Raw genomic sequence first — 22,704 nt, 5'->3', positions numbered from 1 at the left:
AAGAGAGGCTCAGCCAGGAAAAGAGCACGTGGGCCTTCTTCTCATAGGCCATAAGCAAATATGCTCTGTGCCAGTAGCATTGAAGAATGAACTTAATTTGGCCTGCTCTGCTCTGTGCCAGTTGTCTCAAAGCCTTATTTTGCCGTTCTACTTAAAAGTCGCATCCAAACCTCTCGATTGGCTTGGATGCTTTGTGTAGAGAGGATTTCAGCAATAGATACAGTCGTTGCATGGTTGCGGCGCGGGACAGCTATTCAGACAATACAAAGGAACTAAATTGTCCCAAATTTCAGCTTCGCCACTTTAGGGTCTGATAACCCAGCTTTGTTATTGTCAAAATTGCGTCAACTGGCGACGTTGAAGCATTGTAAACCCTTCGTTGCGCTTTTCGAAGACAGTAGGATAAACGCTTATGGGAACGGCATAAGTAGCTTGCCCATAGGCAATTGAGCCCAGCCTATTGCTGGTGCAGCTGATCTCGGCTTAGGGTACGGGGGGCTTGCCAAGAATCCATCACATCCTTGACCAGCACTTCTTGCAGCCAAATTTGCACCACAATCAGCAGTGGAACTGCCAGAAATAGCCCCAGCAACCCAAACAATGACGCAAATATGACGACCGAAAGCAGCGTAAACAGGGGCATAAGCGATACAGCCCGTTTCATGAGTATGGGCATTAAAGCCAGGCTTTCAAACTGCTGGATGAAGAAGTACAGGATCAGCACGGCAAACCCTTTCCAGGGAGCATCTAGCAGGGCTAATAGTATCGGTGGAACAGCACTAATAATGGGGCCGACGTTAGGAATAATCTCTAGTAGCCCGGCGAGAATAGCGTTGACCAGGGGCAGAGGTACACCCAAAATCAGCAGCCCAATGTAGCTCAGGGTACCGATCGAAACCATGCCTGCTAGGGTGCCTTGAAACCAGCCCACCAGGGAATGTTCGCACTTGGTTAAAATCTCGTTTACGCGATCGCGGTAAAAGCCGGGAAAGGCGGCGATGACGGTGCGCCGGTAGGAGCCAGGATTGACTAGCAGCATGACGGTAGCCGCTAGCACGAGAAATAGGTTAACTACCGCGTTGATCGACGAGTTGAGGATGAGGAAAAAATTGCCAAATGTGCTGTATATCAGCGCCTGAGCTTCATTTAGCAGGCGATCTACCCCCTGGTTTTCTCCTAGAGCCATGCCAGGAATGCGGCCCTGAAACCATTCATAACTGGTACTTAGGCGTTCGAGTGCCGCTGGCAGTAGCCCACTTAAATTTTGGAGTTGGTCAATAAATCGGGGCAGAATGATGGCAAAGAGGCCAAAGACGGTCAGCAGCAGCAGGGCAATGGTGATTGCGATCGCAAGTCCCCGTTTAATCCGCAGCCGCTGTAAGACTCGCACTACCCGGTTTAGCACGGTCGCTATCACCACTGCGGCAAACAATAGCAGCAGCACCTGACGAATTTCCCAAAGAAAATAGATAGAGACCCCCAAAGCCAGCAGGCCGACCCATTTTCCTAGCTGCATAGGTCTGTCTCCAGTAGTCCATAGGTGAGGCTTGTGAGCTACCTCGGATGACGAGTCACTACCTCCCCAGCCGGTGCTCACTTGGCCGATAGTAAGCGGTTTGAGTCAGCCTCGCTTCTGTTTAAGGGAACAGTTGTGGAGCGTCAATCTGTAGCTTTGGCGCGGTCAGGTTGGGTGGGTTCTGGCTCGTTTTGGCCCGTGCGATCGCGGCTGGATTTAGAGGGTTGGTCCATGCTGAATTTTTCAGCGTTGCTGATTCTAGGTATGAACCGATTGCTGTAGCTACTGGAACCTCGTTCAAATTTCTGCAAAGTCATACCGCTATTCAGCAACGCCGCCTATTGAAGGATCTCCCCAAGGGCACCTGCCTAGGCAGGTCAGCAGCTGATTGTCTGTGACAACTACATCGGCGAAAAATCGATCAACTTGCTCAAGCGTGAGCTGGGGCTAAACTAAGATCGGTACATGACCCATCGACGCATGGCTCTCTGCCGTCCCCAGCCTGGAGCCATTCATGAGCCAAGACCGCAAAAGCCTGAAGCCCATTAAGGGTGCCAATCGCGCCCTGCGCCGACGGCTAAATCTGAGAGGAGAGTTGGCTCTAGCGATCGCCCCAACGGCGGTGGTCTTATCAGTTTTGGCCCTGGTCGAAGCGCTCAGCCAGCAGCGCCTGCTGTTTGCCTCCTTAGCCTCCAGCGCTTTTTTGATCTACCTTGACCCGCAGCACGGCACTAACTCGGTGCGCACGCTACTGATCTCGCAGCTGATGGCGGCGGGCCTGGGCTTCGTCACCTACACAATGGTAGGACCGGGCTACCTGTCCGGCGGCCTGGCGATGGTGGTCACCATCGTGCTGATGATTGTGCTGGATGTGGTTCACCCGCCTGCGGTGGCGACGTCGCTGAGCTTTGCGTTGCGATCGGGCAACCAGAGCAACCTGCTTTTGTTTGGCTTGGCGGTGGGCATTACCGCCACGCTGGTCATGCTCGAAAATCTGTCGCTGTGGGTGCTGGCCCGCCACAGTCGCTAAATCGGCTAAGGCTCTGCCTATGGTAAAACCCTATCTTCCTCTCGTTGGAGCAACAGATATATGTCCGGTAGAGAGAGCGTCTTGATCTCGTAGCTCAAAGTAATTGCAGCAAACGTTGGTTCTTGTCAGCCGGGCCAAGGGGCAGCCGTCAACCCCAGCCGTCAACGCCCTAGAGCTGAACAAGGACTGTCTATCCTTCAAACTAGCCCTTTAGACGATGCCAGGCCATCCGACCATCCCCAGGATAGAGAGCGTATTGGAACAACTTCTACCCGTGGATTTGCCATGCGCCAACTGTTGATTCAAGTGCCCTGGGGCGTCGGCAAAACCGTGCTGCAAAAGGCTCGAGCCTGTCAGGGTACTAACCTGGCCCAGTGGCAAACCGGGGGCGATACTCCCCGAGACATGGTGCTGGTGCATGTTTCTAATCAGCGGGTGGAGCCGCTAATAGAGGCGCTTCAGGATCTGCCGGAGCTAGAGATTACCTTGGTGCCCACCGGGGTAATGGCCCTGCATCCCCCAGCCGATCAGGCTGCGGAGCAGGTCACCCAGGTGGAGGAGCGCAGCCCGATCGAGATTTTTTTGGCCGGGTTGCAGAGCGTGGGTTCGTGGAAGGGGTTTTTGGGCTATGCCGCGATCGCAGGCGTCATTGTCTGGATTGGGCTGTTTACCAACACCAACTACCTGCTGGTAGCGGCGATGCTAATTGCCCCCTTTGCTGGGCCAGCCATGAATACAGCGATCGCCTCGGCTCGGGGCGATCGCCACCTGATGGGTCGCAGTGTGCTGCGCTACTTCACTGCCCTGCTGGTCACGATTGGGGTGGCAGCCCTGCTCAGCCTGGTGTTTCGGCAGCAGATTGCTACACCGTCGATGATCGATAACAGTCAGGTTTCTGCGGTGGCAGTGCTGCTGCCCCTGGCGGCGGGGGCAGCGGGGGCCGTCAACCTGGTGCAGTCGGAGCGCAGCAGTCTGGTTTCGGGCACAGCCACTGGCATGCTGGTGGCGGCCTCGCTGGCTCCCCCGGCGGGCATTGTCGGCATGTCGACGGCCATTGGCCGCTGGGATCTGGTCGTCAATGGGGTGTTTTTGCTGCTGCTCCAGCTCAGTGGCATCAACCTGTCGGCGGCGATCTTGTTCCGCACCTTTGGGCTATCGACTAAAGGGGCACGCTACCAGCGGGGCCAGCGCGGGGTGTTTCCGGTGGCGCTGGGGGTGAGTGCGATCGCGATCGCCGTCCTGCTCACCTGGCAGTTGTCAAACTCGCCCAGTTTAGAGCGCTCCAGTCGCGCCCAGCGGGCCAATGCCGCAGTGCAGCAGGTCGTACAGCAAAGTGATTCAGCTCAACTGGTTGAGTCCAATGTGCGTTTTACCAGAGCCAACATTCAGGGGCAAAATACCTTGCTGTGCGTGGTGTATGTTCAGCGCCAGCCAGAGGCGGCTCGATCGATTGAACAAATCCGCACTGATTTAACTCAAGCCATTCAAGCTCACCTGTTAGCACAAGATTTCAATGCGATGCCCCTGGTCAACGTGATTGTGCTGGAAACGCCCCCTGAACTATGACATTCAATTTTCAATTATCGTGATGCAACCCTTGGAGCGAGCCGAAAAGCAAGCAATAGAACACGAGCAACAGCAAATCTTGCAGCAACTTGAAGATTGGCTGGAAATGCCAATGCTCGTGTTGAGTTTTGCTTGGCTCGGTCTATTTGTGGTGGAACTGATTTGGGGACTAGCTCCTCTTTTAGATGCAATTAGCATCCTCATTTGGGGCGCGTTTATTCTGGAATTTATTCTTAGACTATCGCTTGCCCCCCGCAAGGCTGTTTATCTTAAAACAAATTGGATTTCAGCTATTGCATTACTTTTACCCGCCTTGCGCGTGTTGCGGTTTATGCGTGTGATGCGAATCTTACAAACCACGCGAGCAGTTCGAGGCTTGCGGCTGTTACGTGTGATGACTCGCACCAATCGCAGTATGCGATCACTCTCAGCCACCTTTGTGCGGCGTGGCTTTGGCTATGTGGTGATGATGACAGCAATTATCACACTGGTTGGAGCTGCGGGAATGTATGCGTTTGAGCAAGATGCTCCAGATTTGCCGGGATTTGATAGCTACGGCACTGCGCTTTGGTGGACAGCAATGCTGATGACCACAATGGGCTCAGACTACTTTCCCAAAACGGTAGAAGGTCGCATCCTCTGCTTTCTGCTGGCGCTGTATGCATTTGCCGTATTCGGTTATGTGACAGCAACGTTAGCCACATTCTTTATCGGACAAGATGCTGACGATGACGAAGCAGAGATTGTCGGAGCAAAATCGATCGACGCCCTAAGAGACGAAATTACAGCCCTGCGAACTGAGATTCAAAGCTTGAGGCAGGAGAATTAACAACCTCAGAGAGAAGTTGGTTTTCCTAACTTCCACTAACATACAAGTGCTTTCTATGACAGTTGGGTGATGAGTGAAGAAATGTCAACTCTCCTAGACAGGATGCAGGCAATGGTGAATGGCATCATCATTTTGTTGCCAAACGTGGTGCTGGCATTGATTGTCTTTGCGAGCTTTTTCTTCGTTGCTAGAGCGATCAAGAAAATAGTTAGAAACTTAACGCGCAATCGCCGTCAAGCTCGCAATTTGGGAATGGTGCTGGGACGGTTGGCACAAGGCACAACTATTTTAGTGGGCTTGTTCATTGCGCTGACTATCGTGATTCCATCGCTTAAAGCCAGTGACTTAGTGCAGCTACTTGGAATCAGTGGTGTCGCGATCGGCTTTGCGTTTCGAGATATTTTGCAAAACTTTCTAGCGGGTATTTTAATACTGCTAACTGAACCCTTTCAAATCGACGACCAAATCGTGTTTAAGGATTTTGAAGGTACTGTAGAGAATATTGAAACCCGAGCAACGACCATTAGAACTTATGACGGACGGCGGATTGTAATCCCAAATTCTGAGTTGTTCACAAATTCTGTCACAGTCAATACTGCGTTTGAAAATCGCCGCCTAGAGTGCGATATTGGCATTGGTTACGGTGATGACATTGACGAAGCACGACGGCTCATTCTAGAAGCAATATATGAAACAGACGGGGTATTAAAAACTCCTACTCCTGATGCAATTTTGGTTGAATTAGCAGGCAGCAGTGTTAATATTCGCGCTCGCTGGTGGGTGCAACCCCCTCGTCGTGCAGATGTGCTAGACCTACAAGATCGAGTGTTGACCAACATTAAAAATAAGCTAACAGCAAATGGTATTGATTTGCCCTTCCCGACACAGCAAATCCTATTTCATGACCAGACTGAAGCAACGGATGGTGATCGAACTGGTCAACGCGAAGGCTGGCCCGCCGGGAAAGGTCAAGTGCCACAGCCACGTAGCATTAGTAGATCGCTCAATCGCCTTGCCGAGCTCAAGGTTCAGGGAAATGGGTCAGGCCGCACGAAGCCTGCTCCACCAGCAGAGGAATAGCAAATGGAAACCAAGCTGAGCAAGCTTTTGGACTCATTGCACTCTAGCTTTTGGTTCATCCCGACCCTAATGGTTGTGCTAGCGATTGGGCTTTCATTGATCACTATTGGCATTGACCAACAGCTAGAAGCCGACATTATTGGTAATTTAGGTTGGGCATATGCACTGGGTCCCAACGGTTCACGAGCCATTCTCTCTGCGATTGCAGGTTCAATGGTGACTGTTGCCACGACTGCATTCTCTATCACCATTGTGGCGCTTCAGCTTGCGTCTTCGCAGTTTGGTCCGCGCCTCCTGCGTAACTTTATGCAAGATACCGGCAACCAAATTGTACTAGGAACTTTCATCTCCACCTTTGTTTACAGCCTAATGGTGCTGCGAACCATCAATGGTGTTGCCGAGAATGAGTTTGTACCGCATATTGCAGTTACCTGCGGGATTGGACTGGCGATCGCCAGTATTGGTGTTTTAATCTACTTTATTCACCATTCCGCTACTTCCATTCAGGTTGATCATGTCATTTCTAGGGTGGGATGTGAGCTAGATGAAGTAATCGATCGGCTCTTTCCCAAACAGGTAGGACGCGGCGCATCGCAGCATCGAGCAGAACCGCTTACCTCAAAGCTTCCAGTTAATTTTGATCACGAGGCAACCGCTATTCAATCGACTAGCAGTAACTATGTGCAAGCAATCGACGCAAAGCAGCTAATGCAAATTGCAACAGAAACTAATATCCTGCTTCAGCTTCAGCGTCGTCCTGGAGATTTTGTGATTAAAGGAAGTCTACTGGCACTTGCTTATCCCGCAGAATCGGGCAGCAAAAAGCTGGTTAAACAAATCAATGATGCCTTTGTCTTAGGTTCGCAGCGCACTGAGCAGCAAGATGTCGAGTTTTCGATTAACCAACTGGTTGAGATCGCAGTCCGTGCCCTCTCACCCGGCATCAATGACCCGTTCACAGCCATCCGCTGTATTGATCAACTCAGCGCGGCGCTTTGTCACCTGGCACAAAAAGAAATTCCCTCTGCCTATCGTTATGATGACCAAAATAAGCTACGCGTGATTGCAGCACCCATAACGTTTGCAGATGTTATAGATGCTGCTTTTAATCAGATTCGGCAGTATGGGCAAACCAGCGTAGCAGTTACGATACGTTTGCTAGAAGCGATCGCCGTCATTGCCCCTTTTACCTATACCAAAGCTGACCGAGCAGCACTGTTGCGTCATGCCAATATGATTGAGCGCGGTAGTCAGGAAGGAATCCCCGAAGAGTTAGATCGCCAAGATATCAAAGAACGTTATCTAGCCGCTATGAAAGCGATTGGGCAAGCTTGATCTAAGGAGGAAAAATGGTGTCTATCAACTGGAAAGGGTACCGCTTTGCTGCTTGGATGGGGCAAACGCTACTTGGAATCGCTGTTCTTGCCACTGCTATTCAGGGCAAATGGCAAGATGCGATCGCCCTAGCACTTTTCCTAATCGTCTCTCTTGTGTTTGTGGTAAAAGATGACAAACTACCAACCCTGTTTGATTTTCTGTTTGTCCTTGCAGCTTTACTCAACGCTGGAGGTTGGGTGTGGGGATGGTTTTATGACCCTGGGCTTTATGACGAGCTAGTTCATGGGTTCACCATGTTTTCAATTACACTAGCTCTGAGTTTTTTGGTGTACGGTCCAATGCTGCCGATTTTTCGTCAACACATACTGCTATATCTAGTAGCGATCACCAGCTTTGGTATTGCAATTGGAGCGTTGTGGGAAATTGCTGAATGGTTAGCAGGTAAGATTTTGGCAGCCGATGTGATTGGCAGCGTCGATGATACAGTCACTGACATGATCATGGACACATTAGGATCAGGATTGGCTGCCATTATCAGCCTTTGGGCATTGAAAAAATGGACAGATTTAAGTGTAGGGGAAGAGGCAGTAAAAAATCGTATAAGTCATCATAATTAATGAGTTGATAGTCATTTTGTGATTGACATTTGTACTATTTTGAGAAAACGATGAAATACATATTTTCTATTTTTTCTATCGCTGTGCTAGTTAATATATTTGGTCTGTTGCCGACTTCGCCAGCAATCGCTCAAGCTGGCTACTGTGCTGATCCAGGTCCGATTCCAGCGGCTGAAACTAACCGAGAATTGGAGCTACCCAAGTTCGGCATGACACTCACAATTCCTTCCAACTTCAGAGCAATTCTTCGCAATAACGGCGAAGTTGAGATTGTGAATCCTGGAACTTATCAAGTTCTTACCTGTGTTGCCCAAGGTGGGCGGGCATTAGGACGGGGGTACGCCTCCATCATTGTCCGCTCAGTCAATAATTCTGAGAATCTTGAGCTACAACAATTTGTTGAGCAGAATACCAACTTTCAAGGACAGATTTCTCCTTATGCTTTAGACGATCAAATAGGATATTTAGTGCAATCACGTTCAGATAGTAGTGCTCAATTCTGGCTACAACTAGTAGATCGTTCAGACGTTGTTGTGATTTCAGCAGGCTGTAGCTGCAGAGGGATGCGCGAGCACTTGATTTCAATTTTAGATCAGTCTAGCCTGATTACCTCCAGATGACTCTTTATCTCCGATCGCGCCTTCCCGTTATATAAGCAGACCACAAGTTTTTTGAAGCAATTTGAGGCAATGTTGCATCGCTGCGGTCGCCGATCGGATCACGAGTCTGTCAATCGTTTTGCTGCTTTGTGTTTGTACTCAGCAAACCCTGAGCGGAAGACGATTTACCTCCCAAGATAGATGTCGGTGAATCCTGGTCTTGAGATTCTGGATGTGCAATGTAACTGTTTATACTAGTGCCACATGTTTTGCTGATAGACGACGAAGCTCCACTCTGTGAAAGCCTTGCTTACTCACTGAGAAAAGAAGGTTATGAGGTCACTACAGCACTAGATGGACAAAGTGCAATCAAACAATTTCATAAACAAGTACCCGATGTCATTCTGCTCGATCTGATGATGCCAGAAGTTGATGGGATGGAAGTTTGTTGGCGTATTCGAGCTTTTTCGGATGTCCCTATTCTGATGCTAACGGCTAAAGACCAGGACATGGATAAGGTCCGGGGCTTAGAGGCAGGGGCAGATGATTATGTAACCAAGCCTTTCAATACGAGTGAGTTGCTGGCACGGATTAAAGCTGTGCTGCGCCGCCATCATGGGGAATCTGCATAAAAGCGGTTAAGGCATCATGCAGGCGGTAATGGCTCGGTTGGCTCAAGCCATAAAAACTGTTGCGCCAGGTTAGATCACTTGCAATAGACGCGCCATTAACCTAACCATATTTGAACTGATGAAACTGTTCTCCCAGGATTCCTTCACGAGCAGATGGTTAGCGTCCCTTCGGTGGAATTCCATCCACATGAAGCTCTTGTCTACCTACCTGCTCCTGATCGTCTCGGGAACCTCGCTCATGTCTGGTTACATCCTGTGGACGTTTTATGCCTTTTTCATGCAGTCTCGTCAGACAGACTTAGAAAACTGGTCAACGGCACTGAGCGAGAGCGTTACAGATGTCCTCGAAGCAAACGATACGCAAGGGGTGCAGAGCATCGTGCAGCGCTATGGGGCACCTGCTAACATTACACTCCGCGTCTTTGATGCCCAAGGTTCGTTGCTAGCCACCTCTGACCCTCAAACGGATCGACAAGTTACCGATTGGCTACCAATACCTGGCGTGTCAGAAGCACTAAGCGGTCATGTGGCGCAAGGCGTTGCTAAAGGGGTTTTATCAACGAGCGATCGCATCTATATTGCCAAACCGATAACTCGCAACGGTCAGTTATTAGGAATATTGCGCATTTCGATTACTTTAGAACAGTTTCAGAAACAGTTTGCCAGCGTGACCTGGACAATTTTAGCCGCCCTTGTTCTTACCATTTTTCTCTGTACCCTGGTCAGCGATCACTTAGCACGGAGTCTCTCTAAACCCATTGAAGTGATGCGAAACTTTGCGATTCGTGTGGGTGGCGGCCAGTTTGATGACAGACTCATGATTCGTCAAAGCAATGAACTAGACCAACTCGCGACGGAACTGAATCGCATGAGTGCACGATTGAAATCATTGGATGAGGAACGTAGAGCCTTCCTCGCTAATGTTTCCCATGAACTGCGAACCCCTGTAAGCAATGTTCAGGTCACCATCGAGGCGCTGGAGCGTGGCGCTGTGGATGAGCCAGAATTGCGCGATCGCTTCTTTCAAACCATCAAAGAGGAGACGAAGCGACTTTCGGTCTTGATTCATGATTTGCTAGACTTGGGACGCCTAGAAGCGGGCATCACATCATTAGAAATTCAGGCTATTGCCTTAAAAAGTGTCATTAGCCGTGCGATCAGAGCCATGGAAGTTCGCATGCAGGCTAAAAACGTAACTGTGCAAGTCGATGTTGAGGATCTTCGAGTGATGGGCGATTCGGAACGCTTATTACAGGCGTTTCTAAATCTCCTAGACAATGCAATTAAGTACTCTACCCCCAATGCTTGTATTTTTATTACGGCCTCTCGTAACAAGCAACAGGCCCTGATTTCAATTCGAGACCAGGGAAGTGGCATTCCTGAAACCAATTTACCTCGCATCTTTGAACAGTTTTACACCACAAGCCACTCTACTAAGCAAAGTGGAGTTGGTCTGGGGCTAGCGATCGCCAAGCGCATTCTTGAAGCGCATGGAGGCAGCATTACAGCCAGTAGTCAACCCGGTCAAGGGGCTATATTCACGCTTTCGCTGCCTTTAGAATCATAAGTCGTTTATCCCGTTCTGCCTCGCTTATTTATCTTCACCTTCTGACGTTTGTTGCAAAAAAGGGGAAAGTTCTCGGGTAAGCTGCCCTGCTCGAACAAACTCAGCGTAGGTTTCTGCTTCAATGGTTTGCAATTCCAGTCTCACTTGGTTCATAACAAAGTTTTGCAGGTCAGGATGTTCATTCAGCAGTTGATCAAGTTCTGTTTGGAGAGAGGCCAATTCACCTTGCACCAGTGCTGTTTGATATCGATAAAACTCTGGGTCAATGCCCGGACGAGTTTCGCTCTTATCCAGATATTGCATCACTCGCTGGAGGGCAGTCTGACGAGCAAGTGCCTCTGCATAGCGTTGTCGTAATGATTGGTTGCCCAACAGATTTAACATTTTCAGGAGCGGCTGAATAGTCAAGCCTTGCACCAGTAGCGTGAACAAAACTACGCCAAACACGGTGGCAATAATTTCTTCTCGTTCTGGTAAAATCACGGGCATACTCAACGCTAGCGCGATCGAAACTGAACCCCGCAAACCACCCCACCACAAGATTGTTTGATCTGGGACAGGAATGTCAGATTGGACAACGCGATTGCTGAAAAAGCTCAACCCGTAGATTGCGATCGCTCGTGTCACAATCATCGCCCCAACCGTGAGGGCGATCGTGTCTAAATTTTCACCCAAAATGGCAAACCGGATTTGGTCACCAATCAGCAAGAACACGATCGAGTTGACAAAAAACGACAGAAACTCCCAAAATTCGCTGACGATTGTCCGAGTCCGGGGATTCATGCCGATCCGAGAACCAAAGTTACCTAAAATTAGTCCTGTTGTGACAACCCCAATCACGCCCGAGCCGCCTAGATCTTCGGTAATTAGGTAGGCTCCGTAAGCCGAAACCAGCGTTAAAGACTGTTCAACCAGGGGTAAATCAAAGCGTTGAGTCAGGTAAGAAATGCCAAACCCTATTAAACAACCAACGCCGATGCCAATGCCGACCACTTGCAAGAACTGAAGCAGAATCGGCTGAACTGCCAGTTCACCCGTGCCAAGGGAAAATGCGACCAGAAAACCAAAGGCAACGACTGCTACGCCATCGTTGAATAAGCTTTCTCCCTCCATCAAAACAGATAGACGCTTCTCCACCCCCAGTTCTCGAAACAAAGCCGTCACAGAAACAGGATCAGTGGCAGATAGGCTTGCCCCCACTAGAAGCGCCGTCGTGAGGGATAACCCTGACAGTTGGTATAGCCCAAACGTTACTCCAGCAATGGAGATCAGCACGCCTACAATCGCAAACAAGCAGATGGGAATCAGGTCGTGTTTTAATTTGGACCACTGCAAATTCCAAGCCGCTTCAAACAGCAGTGGTGGTAGAAAAATCGATAAAATTAACCCCGGTGAAAGGTTGACCAGCCGCACATCTACAAAGGCTAACCCTAGCCCGACAATCACTAGCAGCAGCGTATACGGAATGTGGCGAAACCAGCTAAAAATTTGAGGTAAGGTTGCCACACTTAACGAAACCGAGAGTACTAGCAGAAACTGCTTGAGATTGGTTTCGATCGCGACTTCGCCCAATGAGGATTCAACTGCCATAGGTTCAAAAATGAATTACTTCATAGAGAAATTGCGTTTACCTTTAGTCTCTTTCTACATGACCGCTGGGTCTGTATGACCCTTAGAATCGCGGGTAGGATGTTGAGGACAAACGGGAACTTAAAGCTGAGAAGGAGAAGAGTTTGCTAAACGACCTGCGTAGACGTTTCCGGCACTTTCAGCGTAAAGAGGCAGAACTAGCCCAATTACAGCAGCTTCAGGCAGGCTTGCTGGCAGAAGCTACACTGGACTCATCCTACCTAGCTTTAGTTATTGGTTCCTGTGCGATCGCTACCTTTGGCTTACTGGCAAACAGTGCTGCTGTGATTATTGGAGCAATGATCATTGCCCCGCTGATGCTGCCAATTCGAGGGCTTGCCTTTGGTGCTCTGCAGGGAGAAATCTCTCTGTTTCGCAAAGGCATCATTGCCATTATCATTGGCACTTTATTAGCAGTCGCGATCGCGTTCAGTCTCGGGAAACTGGTCGGTATTCCTAGCTACGATAGCGAAGTGCTCGCCCGCTCAGCGCCTACCCTGTTGGATCTAGGCATTGCGATAGTAGCAGGCGGCATTAGCGGCTATGCCAAAGTACAGCCTAAGATCTCGGGGAGTTTGGCCGGAACTGCGGTCGCGGTCGCTCTAATGCCGCCCATTTGTGTCGTTGGTTTAGGGCTGTCGCAGGCGAACTGGTCGCTGAGTTGGGGGGCAATGCTGCTCTACCTCACAAACCTGCTGGGCATTACGCTGGCTTGTATGCTCGCGTTCTTGTTCACTGGCTACGCCTCGCTGCGACGCGCTCATCGGGCATTGCTCTGGACACTCGCATTAACCGCCATGCTGTTTGTCCCGCTGGGTGTTGGTTTTTTCCGCCTTGTGCGGCAGGCACAGCTAGAAACGAGTTTGAAACAAGCACTGTTAAATCGCACCGTGACCTTTCAGCGCTTAGGGCTGTTGAAAATTCAAACTAATTGGTTAACAAATCCACCAGAAGTATATTTAGATGTGCGTGCTCAGGATCCGATTACGCCCAAGCAAGTGTCTTTGCTGCAAGCCTTTGTCGAGCGCGAAATGAAACAACCCTTCACACTTATTTTCATCGTTGGTCAGGTGCAAGAAATCAGAGCCAACGATGTGTCACCTGTAAGTGAAAGCGAGGAAAACTATGCAGGCAAGACAAACAGCGGAAGTCGAGTAAACATCGAATCTTTATCCGATTAGATCGTTTGCCGTACAGGTTGAGAGGCAAAGCTGTACGAAACTGCTTGCTACACAAAAAATAATTAGGCATTGAGCCAAGAGGAGTAGTTGCCTGCGCGCGCAGCTAGCCGATCTGGCTTACCCCATACCTGTACCCATAGGCGGCCCTGACGTAGCTGAGCGGTAATTGTCCAGCACAGTGTTAAATTTTGGAACGTTTCACGAAAGCGCTACCAAGAGAGATTGTGATGCTGCTCTGTGGGACGGGGCAACTATGTGGCCTGATTCGGGGCACTCCCCATTGAAAGCCAGGAGATTCAACATCGAACTAACCCATTTTGCCCTACTGAACGCCTCCGTAGGGAATGGCGCTACTGGCGCTGGCCTTGGGGTAGTACTAAAGCCGCAGCTTTAGCTCTTCTCCTCTGATTCCTTTTCATTGCGATCGCTGCTCGGACCAAAGCGCTACCCTGCTCACAATAAGCGGGGCCAGCAGCGCCAGAGTGGGGGTCAACGACTAAACACGTTCAAAGCCAGAGCACTGCAGTAGCACCGGCAGCACGCCATGGACCAGCAGCTCAAGGGTGTTCGCCCATCCGCTCCGCCAACAGCAGCGCCCCACAGAGCAGCTCCAGTATGGAGCTGAACAAAAAACGAGACGAAATGCGATCGCATAATCTTGCCTCTGTTGAATCTACAAAAAGTTAATTGAACAGGGGCAAGATTGAACCGTTGACCTAGCCAGCACAACCTTGACAGATGAATTAAAGCAAGACTAATTAAATATGGGTTGTCGTCAAAAGAATTTAGCAGTAAGCTTAAACCAAACCCTCCGCCTTGCGTTTATTGAGAGCTTAACAATAACGTAAAGCCTGTATGAAGTTGATGTATGTTTATGCCAATCTTTAACAAGTCATACTTCTACACCGATATCTATCAGCCTTTGCTGAAAGGGTTGCGCTTGGCCCGCTTAAACCGAGTTTGCTTACCGGTCACGGCGGTGAGAATTCCAGGCGGCTTGACTCCCCCTTAAACAAGAATTTACTAGAAGAAATGCGGTGACTCTCATTGATTGAGAGCAGCATTTTCAGCACCCAGAATGTTCCAATTCAGATCCCGTCTCGGCCTAACGTTAGCCAAGTCAAGCAATATCAGCTTTTTGCCTTGTTGATATTGGTCTTGCTACTAGCTAAACTTCCTAGGGCTGTAGTTGCTTCTATCCTTAACAGTCAAATTGACTTACGGTAGCAAATTGTCTGCTTCCTAGGAATAAGGCAACACAGGGGAACATTCTAGTGTTGTATAGCGAAAATCTGGCTACTAATAAACGAGGAACATAAACTTCTTGCCTGAACTTATGTGGGCAAAGTTTATGCCGTTAAGGACCAGTACTCCAAGGCGGCAATCTCTTCGACTATCATCACACGACGAGCCAGTAACTCGCGCGACGGCGAACAACCTTACGTCGTGAAGTGCCAGCTTTAAGCAACATGCGCCTAGGTTTTCTGGGAGCAAAAGAATTACGGATAAGCCTGTCTTAAGAGGCAAGACGCGAATTAAGTAAATCAAAGAGTAGAGAACTTAAAATCATGAGTTATTTGAGACGAGGCCTCGAATCAATTGTGACCGGAAGTTTAAGCGCCATTCCAACAAAGGCCGGAAAACTGATAAGAGTTATAGGATTTCGGCCTTTGTTTAAGCAATTAGATAGCTCTGCAACAATCGGCTCAAGAGTTAGATTCAGCGGCACAAATCGTATTTCTATTGAGAAAGGTGCTTGGATTAATCAATATGCTGAGATTCATAGCGGGGGTAATCTCATTCAGATTCGGGCCAATGCAGCTATCGACCTCGGCGTGAGCATTAGGGATTGTGGCCATCAGGGCCGGTCAAGTGGCATTGTCATTGGAGAAAACTCGGGGTTAGGGCCTTACTGCTGCTTAGCAGGTCCTGGAGCAATCAATATTGGCAGCAACTGCATGATTGCATCGCACTGCTGCATATATGCCAACAATCATGGGTTCGATGATCTAACAAGACCTATGCATGCTCAGCCGTTAACGACGCTGGGAATAACGATTGAAGACGACTGTTGGCTAGGCACGGGAGTCAAAGTACTTGACGGGGTAACGATTGGCACAGGGAGTGTGATTGGGGCTGGGGCCGTTGTTAGCCGTGATATCCCACCATATTCGGTAGCTGTAGGGGTACCCGCTAGAGTAATTAAAAGCCGTAAAGAACAACTATCTGCTAGCTCAAGTAAAAGGTGAGAACTCGTTTAAGAATTAGGTAATTGCTTCAGAGCGTTAAGACGCTGATTGCTAAGAGCCTTGGCTTCAAAGAGTTGCTACTTCGTCATAATATGGTGCCGTTCATTGCTTAATGCATGCCACTCAAATAGAGGTTTTTATATGCCTAGCTTATGCCCCAATCCACGTAGCTGTAGCTATATAGTAAAACTGGACGCTGAACTCTATCTAAGAGCATATGACCCAGCCCTAAATTTTATATATTATTGAATTCGGCTCTTAATAGCTCTAGGTGAACCATACTTGAAGCTTTATCTAGCTATGATAAAAGCTGAGACATAGCGTCAGAAGCTGCATCTACCAATCACTAAGTCGCTACGTTAAACCTAAATGTTGTATGGCTAATATGCAACATAATGTGTAACCAGTAGCATAAAATTCAGCACCAAAACGCACCCCCATTATTACTATGAGTCTTGATAAGCAGTTAAGAATAGTATACTCTTCAGCCCCTGTAGATGCTACGAGTGTTTACATGCACTGGGTTGTAGGACAAGATGATCCTTCCCATTTTGCAATCACCTACGCTCAGCACTTTTATGAATTAGCTAGAAAATTCAACGCAAAATCTTGGTTGATCTCAGCAAGAGATAAAAAAGGTCTTATACGAGATGATGACTTTAGGATTGAATTTAGATCTCTAAAACATCAGTCTAGAAGTAGCATTGCCTTCTTTGCTGGCCAGCTTTGGTCAGGTTTAAGACTGATTTTTTCAGTGATTCTCTTCAGGGCTGACATCTTAGTCATTAGCGAAGATAGAACCTTTTGGTTTCTATTAAGTATTCTTCCTTTGCTTGGCATCAAGGTTATTCCTACAATCCACTGCACTTTGTGGCCCAAGTATAAGCAGCCTACTGCCGTGCAGCAAATTATTCAAAAGCTGAATAGCTGGTTCTTCCGATACGGCTGCGTAGAAATTTGCGTTGTCTCTGAAGACATTAAAAATCAGGTCGTCAAGATTACTAATGGTTGTAGCCGTCCTATCCGAACGTTTGTTCCCGCCTATAGAAAAGAGTTTCTTGACGATATCAAGATTCGAGACTACGATACTGAATCTGAAGCATTTCAGGTTTTATTTGCTGGCAGAGTAGAAGTCAGCAAAGGGGTCTATCTACTTTTAGAAGTCGCGAAGAGATTTATATCTGTTAATCCCAACTGTGTTTTCAATATTTGCGGTACTGGTAGCCAGGTAGAAAAGCTTAAAGCGGCTGCGTTGGAGGTTGGCATTGAAAAACAGTTTGTCGTACATGGCCACTGTCAGCGAGATAAGCTACGTGAAATGTATGAAGCATCTCACGTAGTTGCTGTTCCAACAACCAAAGATTTTGTTGAAGGATTTAATAAGGTTGTTGCTGAGGGTGTGATTATGGGAAAGCCAATCGTCACATCCCCTGTCTGTCCAGCGCTATCTATAGTTAGAGATGCAGCCGTGGAAGTTACTCCTGACGACGTAGATGATTACTTCAACGCTATTTTGAGGCTAGCGACGGATAAGGATTTTTATCGACAAAAGCAGAAAGGCGCTATGACCCTGAGAGGACAGTTTTTTACATACTCAAAAAGCTGGGAAGCCCAGGTGGAAGACGTTATTCGCAAGATATGTAAAAACAGTCTGGATTTCAGTAAATACGGGCGAGAAGCAACTCACCATAACGCCGGGTTGCAATTTGAGACAAACCGCGAGGCTTTGTAGCTTAGCCGCCTGCACTTGACCTGCTCGCGAAAAGCGTCGTAGATAAAAAATGACTGTAAGCAAAGCTCCTCAGAGCGTGTCTGGGGAGCTTTATTTTGTGCGGAAGTATTCGGGGGCCCTCGCTGGTGAGACCACCCAGCACATCCCCTTTGGTATTGCAAAAATTGATGCAATTCATGATTGCCGTGGGCTGTGAGCCTTATTGTGTGTAGAAAAACTTGAACGGGCACAGCTTGGGCCAAGCAACGCTAGCGGTACAGCAGCACCGGAATTTGGCAGCTGCGGAGCGTGCTGCCGATCACCAGGTGGCGAATGCGGCGGTGGCCGTAGGCTCCCATCAGCAGCAGGCTGATGTCATGGTCGTTGATGTAGCGGGCGATCGCCTTATCCGTCTCCCCAACCTGCAAACTCGCGTTAGGCGACAACCCTGCCTCTTGCAGCACCGCCTTAGCCTCGGCTAAGCACCGGGCGTTCTCAGCGTCGGACTCCGATGACCCCACCGTCAGCAGGTGAATCTCCAGGTTCCGCAGGTTGGGAGCATCCATTAAGAACTGCAGCAACTCCTGGCCAGTGGGGCTACCGTCGTAGGCCACCAGCAGTCGCTCCATCGGCACCACGGTTTTGGGCGTAATCAGACAGGGCTTGTGGCCGCTGCGCACAATGCGATCGACATTGGCCCCTAGATGGCCAGAGGCAAAGTCGGCGGCTTCACCTCGCTTGCCCATTACAATGAGGTCCACATCGGCTTCGAGACTTTCCAAGCAGTCCACCAAAAAGCCGGTCTTGTGGATCAGCTTGACGGCGGTTCCATGGGCGGCGATCGCCGCTTCAGCGTCATCTAAAATCAGCTTGGCTTTCTGGTGGTTGAGCTTGGCTCGCTCGTGCTCCACCTCCACCAGCTGTTTCAGCAGACTCTCGGCGGCCCCCAGGCCAATGCTGCCGCTCAGGTTACTAGCTTCAGCTGTGGCCTGGCCCCGCGAGTCGGTGACGTAGAGCACGTCAACGCTGGCCTCCATGCCCTGGGCAAACCAGGTCGCGTAGGGGTAGCTGCTCTGGGCAAAGGTAGAGCCATCAGTGCAAAGTAAAATTCGTTTCATGAGATGACTATTTCTGTAGGGCAGATGGCTGACTGTGGACGGCTAACTTGTTCACCAGAGTGGCGCTGGCTTCGTTGAGGCCGACTACCTCTACCTCGGCACCGGCGCGGCGAAACTTGTTGACCACCTTATCCAGGGCGGCGACGGCCCCTTGGTCCCACAGGTGAGCGTGGGTGAGGTCGATGGTGATGCAATCGACAAATTCTTCGAAGTCAAAGGCGTCGAGAAATTCTTCAATCGAAACAAAGAAAATTTGCCCCGATACGCTGTAGACGCGGTGCTTGCCGTCGTCTTTCAGCACCTTGTCTATAAACACCAATCGGGCAATCTTGCGGCTGAAAAACACCGTACTCATGACGATGCCTGTGGCCACCCCTAAAGCAAAGTTGCGGGTGAAGATGGTCACCAGCATGGTGGTCAGCATCACCGCCGTCTCAGTGCGGGGAATTTTGGCAATGTCGCGAAATGACGCCCAGCGAAAGGTGCCGATGGAGACCATGATCATGACCGCTACCAGAGCCGCCATGGGCATCTGCTGCACCCAGCGACTGAGTACCAAGATGGCAAACAGCAGAAACATGCCAGCACACAGGGTCGAGAGTCGTCCCCGCCCGCCTGACTGCACGTTGATCACTGACTGGCCAATCATGCCGCAGCCGGCCATACCGCCAAAGAAGCTGGTAATGATATTGGCGATGCCCTGCCCCTTGGCTTCCCGGTTTTTGTCGCTAGGCGTGTCGGTCAACTCGTCCACTAGCGAAGCGGTAAGAAAGGAGGCTAGCAGCCCTACTACAGCCATCGTCAGCGACGTAGGCAGCACAATCCTCAGGGTTTCCAGAGACCAGGGCACCTGGGGTAGGGTAAAGATAGGCAGGGTGGTGGGCAACTCGCCCATGTCACCGACGGTGGGCACATCAATGCCGAGGGCGATCGCCGCTACCGTCATCACAAACAGCGCCACTAGGGGCGAAGGCACCGCCTTGGTAAAGCGCGGCAGGATGTAAATGATCGCTAAAGACAGCGCCGTCATCACGTACACAGCAAAGGGCACGTTCGTTAGCTGAGGCAGCTGCGCTAAGAAAATTAGTACCGCCAGGGCATTGATATAGCCCACCATCACGGCGCGGGGGACGTAGCGCATCTGGCGAGCCAGCCGCAGCACCCCAAAAATCACCTGAAATACGCCGCACAGCAGGGTGGCTACTAGCAGGTACTCCAGCCCGTAGTCGCGCACCAGATCAATCATCAGCAGAGCCATGGCCCCAGTGGCAGCGGAAATTGAGGCCGGTCGCCCACCCAAGAAAGCGGTGACGACAGCAATGATGAAGGAGGCGTAGAGGCCTACCTTTGGGTCAACCCCGGCGATGATCGAAAACGCGATCGCCTCTGGAATCAGCGCCAGCCCCACCACCGCCCCAGCCAGCAGGTCAGCCTTAGGGTTAGACCACCAATCCCGCTTCAGGGCACGCAAATTTAGAGGTCGAAGATTGAAATTAGACTTGTTCAAGGGATCTCCTGAAGCCTGGAAAAATAAACCTGGGAGAGCTAGACAGAAAAGTATCGGCCTAACTCTTCCAGCCCTGCTCCCGAATGCTGTGGATTAGTTCACAGGCCGATTAGGGTTAGTTGCAATGCTGTGATGGCAAGCTGGGCCGCGTGATTGCCGTCTGCTATCTCAAATTTTTGAATGAATCTACTCTTGGGCTGGCACGGTCTAACAGTCGCCTTCGGTCATGAAAGGCTTTTGAGATGCGCAAGACAGCAAATACCCAATTTATGGGGGACTGCCTGCCTGTCGATTGCCTTGGGGCTGACCGAAAAAGAGTGACATAACTCGTAAGTAGATCTGCTTAATACTTTTTTACCTAAGCTCATCTAATGGCAAATCAGCGGCTGTGTCTAGGGGGTTAAATGAAAAAGAAATGAAGAAGATGTAGCCAAGCTTTAAGGGCCAACCACTTCGAAGGTGTCAGCCACCATCACAGCCAACTTTGGAAACGTCATCGAGAGAATGCGATCGTCCCCGCGAAACTGCTGGGGCTGGTATTCGCGGCTAATTAGGGCTACACCAAAACTGTTGGCACTGTTTGTAGACTCATCGCCAAGTGGTTAAAGCCAACAAGCGCTAATGGTCGTGGGGTGAATAGTTGGCTGCTCGCGCAGCTAGCCGGGTTGCCTACCCCGTTACTCTCGACCGAGGGCAGAGCAAAACAAAGCCCCCAGCGATCGCCAGGGGCAGATGTGAAATTCCATTTACGCCAAATAGCTTACCCCTGCTACCGCCCCCACTGACGAGGGCACCATGGGTAGGCAGCGGGCAGGAGTCCTGAATCGTAGATGCACCCTAATAACTAACCCCCACCGACACCGCTGGCCCGTGGGGGTTTTTGTTTGGCCTCTGCAAGATCGCGCTACAGCAGGCTCAATTGCTGCACTCTAGGTTGCCCCACTTCATCAAGTATTGCTGGCCTTAGCTCGCTCAGGTAGCCTTTCCAATCAGCCCCAGAATCCGCATCGACGTGACCGTATTTATAGCCCACCTTAGACACCATCCCAGTGCGGCCATCGGGCAAGACAACACGATCGCCGTAGGCAAAATCGTCAGGGTTGAGCTGGTGCAATTCGAGTGGGGTGTAAGGGCATTGCCAGGTCATATTTGCTATGCCTAAATAGCTCGGCCGAGTGTGTGACAGTTGGCGTGTAGGTGGCGTAGGTGAGAGGGTGTAGGCGTAGGCGGTGTAGGTGGGTGTAGGCGGCGTAGGTGAGGGCACCTACAGCCCTTTTTATGGCTCACCTACGCCTACACCTACGCTGTGCCAGTTGCCTGGTAGCGCTCGGTGCTGCCGTCCTCCCATCGTTGAATTTGCCCCTCAGAAATCATCAGACCAAGCAAGTCTTTAACTTCGTCTGTCGATGCCCTGGGGTTATCAGTAGGACGGGTGCAAGAGTTGCGAATCTCCCTTGCCGTCTTAGCCTCGCCGTGCCCCTTCAGGTAATCTAAAATCCTCACCCCGAGGGGTTTGGGTGCGGTCGTTTCCTGGGGCCGCTGCGATGCGCTGGTACCATCCTCAATGGGGCATTTAATTAGGGGCTTCAACGTCCCTTGAAACTCGGGCAAGACATCATGGTAGATGTCCTCATCCTCTCCTAACCACAGCTGCAAGTAGCGGTTAGGGTGGCTGAGAATGTCTTCCCGTTGCTCAAGAGTGAGCCGTAGCCCACCCATCTTTTCAATCACTGAGAGGGCCAACCGTCGCTTACTTTTCAGCGGCAGCACCATCCTGAAATTCTGCTGCAATAGGTCAAGGTCGATACCCAACGGCCCCGCATTTTTGGTCTGAGCCAGCAGCACCCCGTAAGCCGCGATCGCCGCTCCCTGAGTCGCAATTTCAACCTGTAGCCCGGCGAGGGCATCAGCCAATCCCTTCACCTTTGAGCGCTTGGCGTAGGTCCGAATTTGAATGGCTTCGTCGAAGACGAACCACTCCGGCTCGGTGTCGGTGCCCTCGGCATGGGCGGCCAGCTTTGCCCCCCAGTGGGCGAGCAACCATTGCAGCTGCTTCCCCTTCTCCTCAGGCGTCCCCCAGAGTACGTAACCCTCCCAATGGGCCGGCACCTGGTCGGTGGCCTTGGTGCTGACGTAGTTGACGCGAGCATGGCCGTCGAGCAAGCAGCGGAGAGCGTTGCTTTTACCTTCCCGGCTACCCGCCAGCAGCAGGAAGTGGGGGCAGTCTGGGTCAAGTTGGATCGGGGCAAACGGCACCGGGACAGCATCAGCTGATGTGCTCTCAGATGAGGGACCGGGTGTTGCTGCCTCCGAGGGCTTTGGGGGCAGTTGTGGTGCCTTTGGTTTACCCAGCAACCCTAGCGACTTGGCCAATGTTTCAGCCTCGTCTGAGAGCCTGAGCTCCCGGGCGATCGCCTGAGCGAGTTCTGCCTGGACCTGGTCGGCACCGACCTCGCCCTGGTACGCTCGCAGCTGCTTTTTATCCAGCAGGTGGGCAATTAGCCCATCGCTGACGGCCTCGATTTGGTCGCTGTT

19 protein-coding genes are annotated in these 22,704 nt (G+C 50.5%); 13 read left to right on the top strand and 6 right to left on the bottom strand.

Annotation, left to right across the window (positions count from 1 at the left end):
• Positions 1-457 precede the first annotated feature (457 nt).
• The gene (locus H6F59_RS24765) at positions 458-1,516 is read right to left on the bottom strand and encodes an AI-2E family transporter (protein WP_190707322.1); all 1,059 of its coding nucleotides are present in this window, start codon (positions 1,514-1,516) and stop codon (positions 458-460) included.
• Positions 1,517-1,651: 135 nt separating this feature from the next.
• Between H6F59_RS24765 and H6F59_RS24760 the strand changes: the two genes are divergently transcribed.
• The 10 genes from H6F59_RS24760 (at position 1,652) to H6F59_RS24715 (ending at position 10,774) form a co-directional block, all read left to right on the top strand.
• Positions 1,652-1,798, top strand: a complete 147-nt coding sequence (locus H6F59_RS24760; RefSeq protein WP_190707319.1) for a hypothetical protein — start codon at positions 1,652-1,654, stop codon at positions 1,796-1,798.
• Between the two features lie 232 nt (positions 1,799-2,030).
• Positions 2,031-2,546 carry an HPP family protein gene (locus H6F59_RS24755; protein ID WP_190707316.1) on the top strand — a complete coding sequence of 172 codons (516 nt, stop codon included), beginning with the start codon at positions 2,031-2,033 and terminating at the stop codon, positions 2,544-2,546.
• Between the two features lie 285 nt (positions 2,547-2,831).
• Positions 2,832-4,112, top strand: coding sequence for a DUF389 domain-containing protein (locus H6F59_RS24750; protein WP_190707313.1), 1,281 nt, complete (start codon positions 2,832-2,834; stop codon positions 4,110-4,112).
• Between the two features lie 22 nt (positions 4,113-4,134).
• On the top strand, positions 4,135-4,941 hold the full coding sequence (locus H6F59_RS24745; protein ID WP_190707310.1) for a potassium channel family protein: 807 nt from the start codon (positions 4,135-4,137) through the stop codon (positions 4,939-4,941).
• Positions 4,942-5,010: 69 nt separating this feature from the next.
• Positions 5,011-6,021: a mechanosensitive ion channel family protein gene (locus tag H6F59_RS24740; RefSeq protein WP_190707307.1), complete on the top strand. Its 1,011-nt coding sequence runs from the start codon at positions 5,011-5,013 to the stop codon at positions 6,019-6,021.
• 3 nt (positions 6,022-6,024) lie between these two features.
• Positions 6,025-7,356, top strand: a complete 1,332-nt coding sequence (locus tag H6F59_RS24735) for a DUF2254 domain-containing protein (RefSeq protein WP_190707303.1) — start codon at positions 6,025-6,027, stop codon at positions 7,354-7,356.
• 14 nt (positions 7,357-7,370) lie between these two features.
• A complete protein-coding gene (locus H6F59_RS24730; protein WP_190707298.1) occupies positions 7,371-7,976 on the top strand; it encodes a hypothetical protein in 606 nt (201 codons plus the stop codon).
• A 29-nt stretch (positions 7,977-8,005) separates the two neighbouring features.
• Complete coding sequence (locus tag H6F59_RS24725) at positions 8,006-8,596, top strand: hypothetical protein (protein ID WP_190707295.1); 591 nt, start codon at positions 8,006-8,008, stop codon at positions 8,594-8,596.
• A 236-nt stretch (positions 8,597-8,832) separates the two neighbouring features.
• A complete protein-coding gene (locus tag H6F59_RS24720; RefSeq protein WP_190707291.1) occupies positions 8,833-9,207 on the top strand; it encodes a response regulator transcription factor in 375 nt (124 codons plus the stop codon).
• 187 nt (positions 9,208-9,394) lie between these two features.
• Complete coding sequence (locus H6F59_RS24715; protein WP_242021670.1) at positions 9,395-10,774, top strand: cell wall metabolism sensor histidine kinase WalK; 1,380 nt, start codon at positions 9,395-9,397, stop codon at positions 10,772-10,774.
• A gap of 24 nt (positions 10,775-10,798) precedes the next feature.
• Here H6F59_RS24715 and H6F59_RS24710 read toward each other — a convergent pair whose 3' ends face one another.
• A complete protein-coding gene (locus H6F59_RS24710; RefSeq protein WP_190707287.1) occupies positions 10,799-12,364 on the bottom strand; it encodes a Na+/H+ antiporter in 1,566 nt (521 codons plus the stop codon).
• A gap of 143 nt (positions 12,365-12,507) precedes the next feature.
• On the opposite strand from H6F59_RS24710, the gene H6F59_RS24705 reads away from it, so the two are divergent.
• The 3 genes from H6F59_RS24705 to H6F59_RS24695 all read left to right on the top strand — a co-directional run bounded on the left by H6F59_RS24705 (position 12,508) and on the right by H6F59_RS24695 (position 17,565).
• Positions 12,508-13,584 carry a DUF389 domain-containing protein gene (locus H6F59_RS24705; RefSeq protein ID WP_190707284.1) on the top strand — a complete coding sequence of 359 codons (1,077 nt, stop codon included), beginning with the start codon at positions 12,508-12,510 and terminating at the stop codon, positions 13,582-13,584.
• A 1,568-nt stretch (positions 13,585-15,152) separates the two neighbouring features.
• The gene (locus H6F59_RS27760) at positions 15,153-15,833 is read left to right on the top strand and encodes an acyltransferase (protein ID WP_190707281.1); all 681 of its coding nucleotides are present in this window, start codon (positions 15,153-15,155) and stop codon (positions 15,831-15,833) included.
• Between the two features lie 514 nt (positions 15,834-16,347).
• Positions 16,348-17,565, top strand: a complete 1,218-nt coding sequence (locus tag H6F59_RS24695) for a glycosyltransferase family 4 protein (protein WP_206755226.1) — start codon at positions 16,348-16,350, stop codon at positions 17,563-17,565.
• 248 nt (positions 17,566-17,813) lie between these two features.
• Here H6F59_RS24695 and H6F59_RS24690 read toward each other — a convergent pair whose 3' ends face one another.
• The 4 genes from H6F59_RS24690 to H6F59_RS24675 form a co-directional block, all read right to left on the bottom strand.
• Positions 17,814-18,662 (bottom strand): universal stress protein, encoded by an 849-nt coding sequence (locus tag H6F59_RS24690; RefSeq protein WP_190707274.1) that lies wholly within the window; start codon positions 18,660-18,662, stop codon positions 17,814-17,816.
• A gap of 7 nt (positions 18,663-18,669) precedes the next feature.
• Positions 18,670-20,169, bottom strand: coding sequence for a SulP family inorganic anion transporter (locus tag H6F59_RS24685; RefSeq protein WP_190707271.1), 1,500 nt, complete (start codon positions 20,167-20,169; stop codon positions 18,670-18,672).
• A 904-nt stretch (positions 20,170-21,073) separates the two neighbouring features.
• The gene (locus H6F59_RS24680) at positions 21,074-21,316 is read right to left on the bottom strand and encodes a hypothetical protein (protein ID WP_190707268.1); all 243 of its coding nucleotides are present in this window, start codon (positions 21,314-21,316) and stop codon (positions 21,074-21,076) included.
• A 152-nt stretch (positions 21,317-21,468) separates the two neighbouring features.
• Positions 21,469-22,704: hypothetical protein (locus H6F59_RS24675; RefSeq protein ID WP_199325963.1), on the bottom strand; the 1,236-nt coding region annotated here is incomplete at its 5' end.

The sequence above is a fragment of the Nodosilinea sp. FACHB-141 genome, assembly GCF_014696135.1.
Taxonomy (GTDB): Bacteria; Cyanobacteriota; Cyanobacteriia; order Phormidesmidales; family Phormidesmidaceae; genus Nodosilinea.
This window is presented reverse-complemented; position numbering and strand designations above follow the sequence as displayed.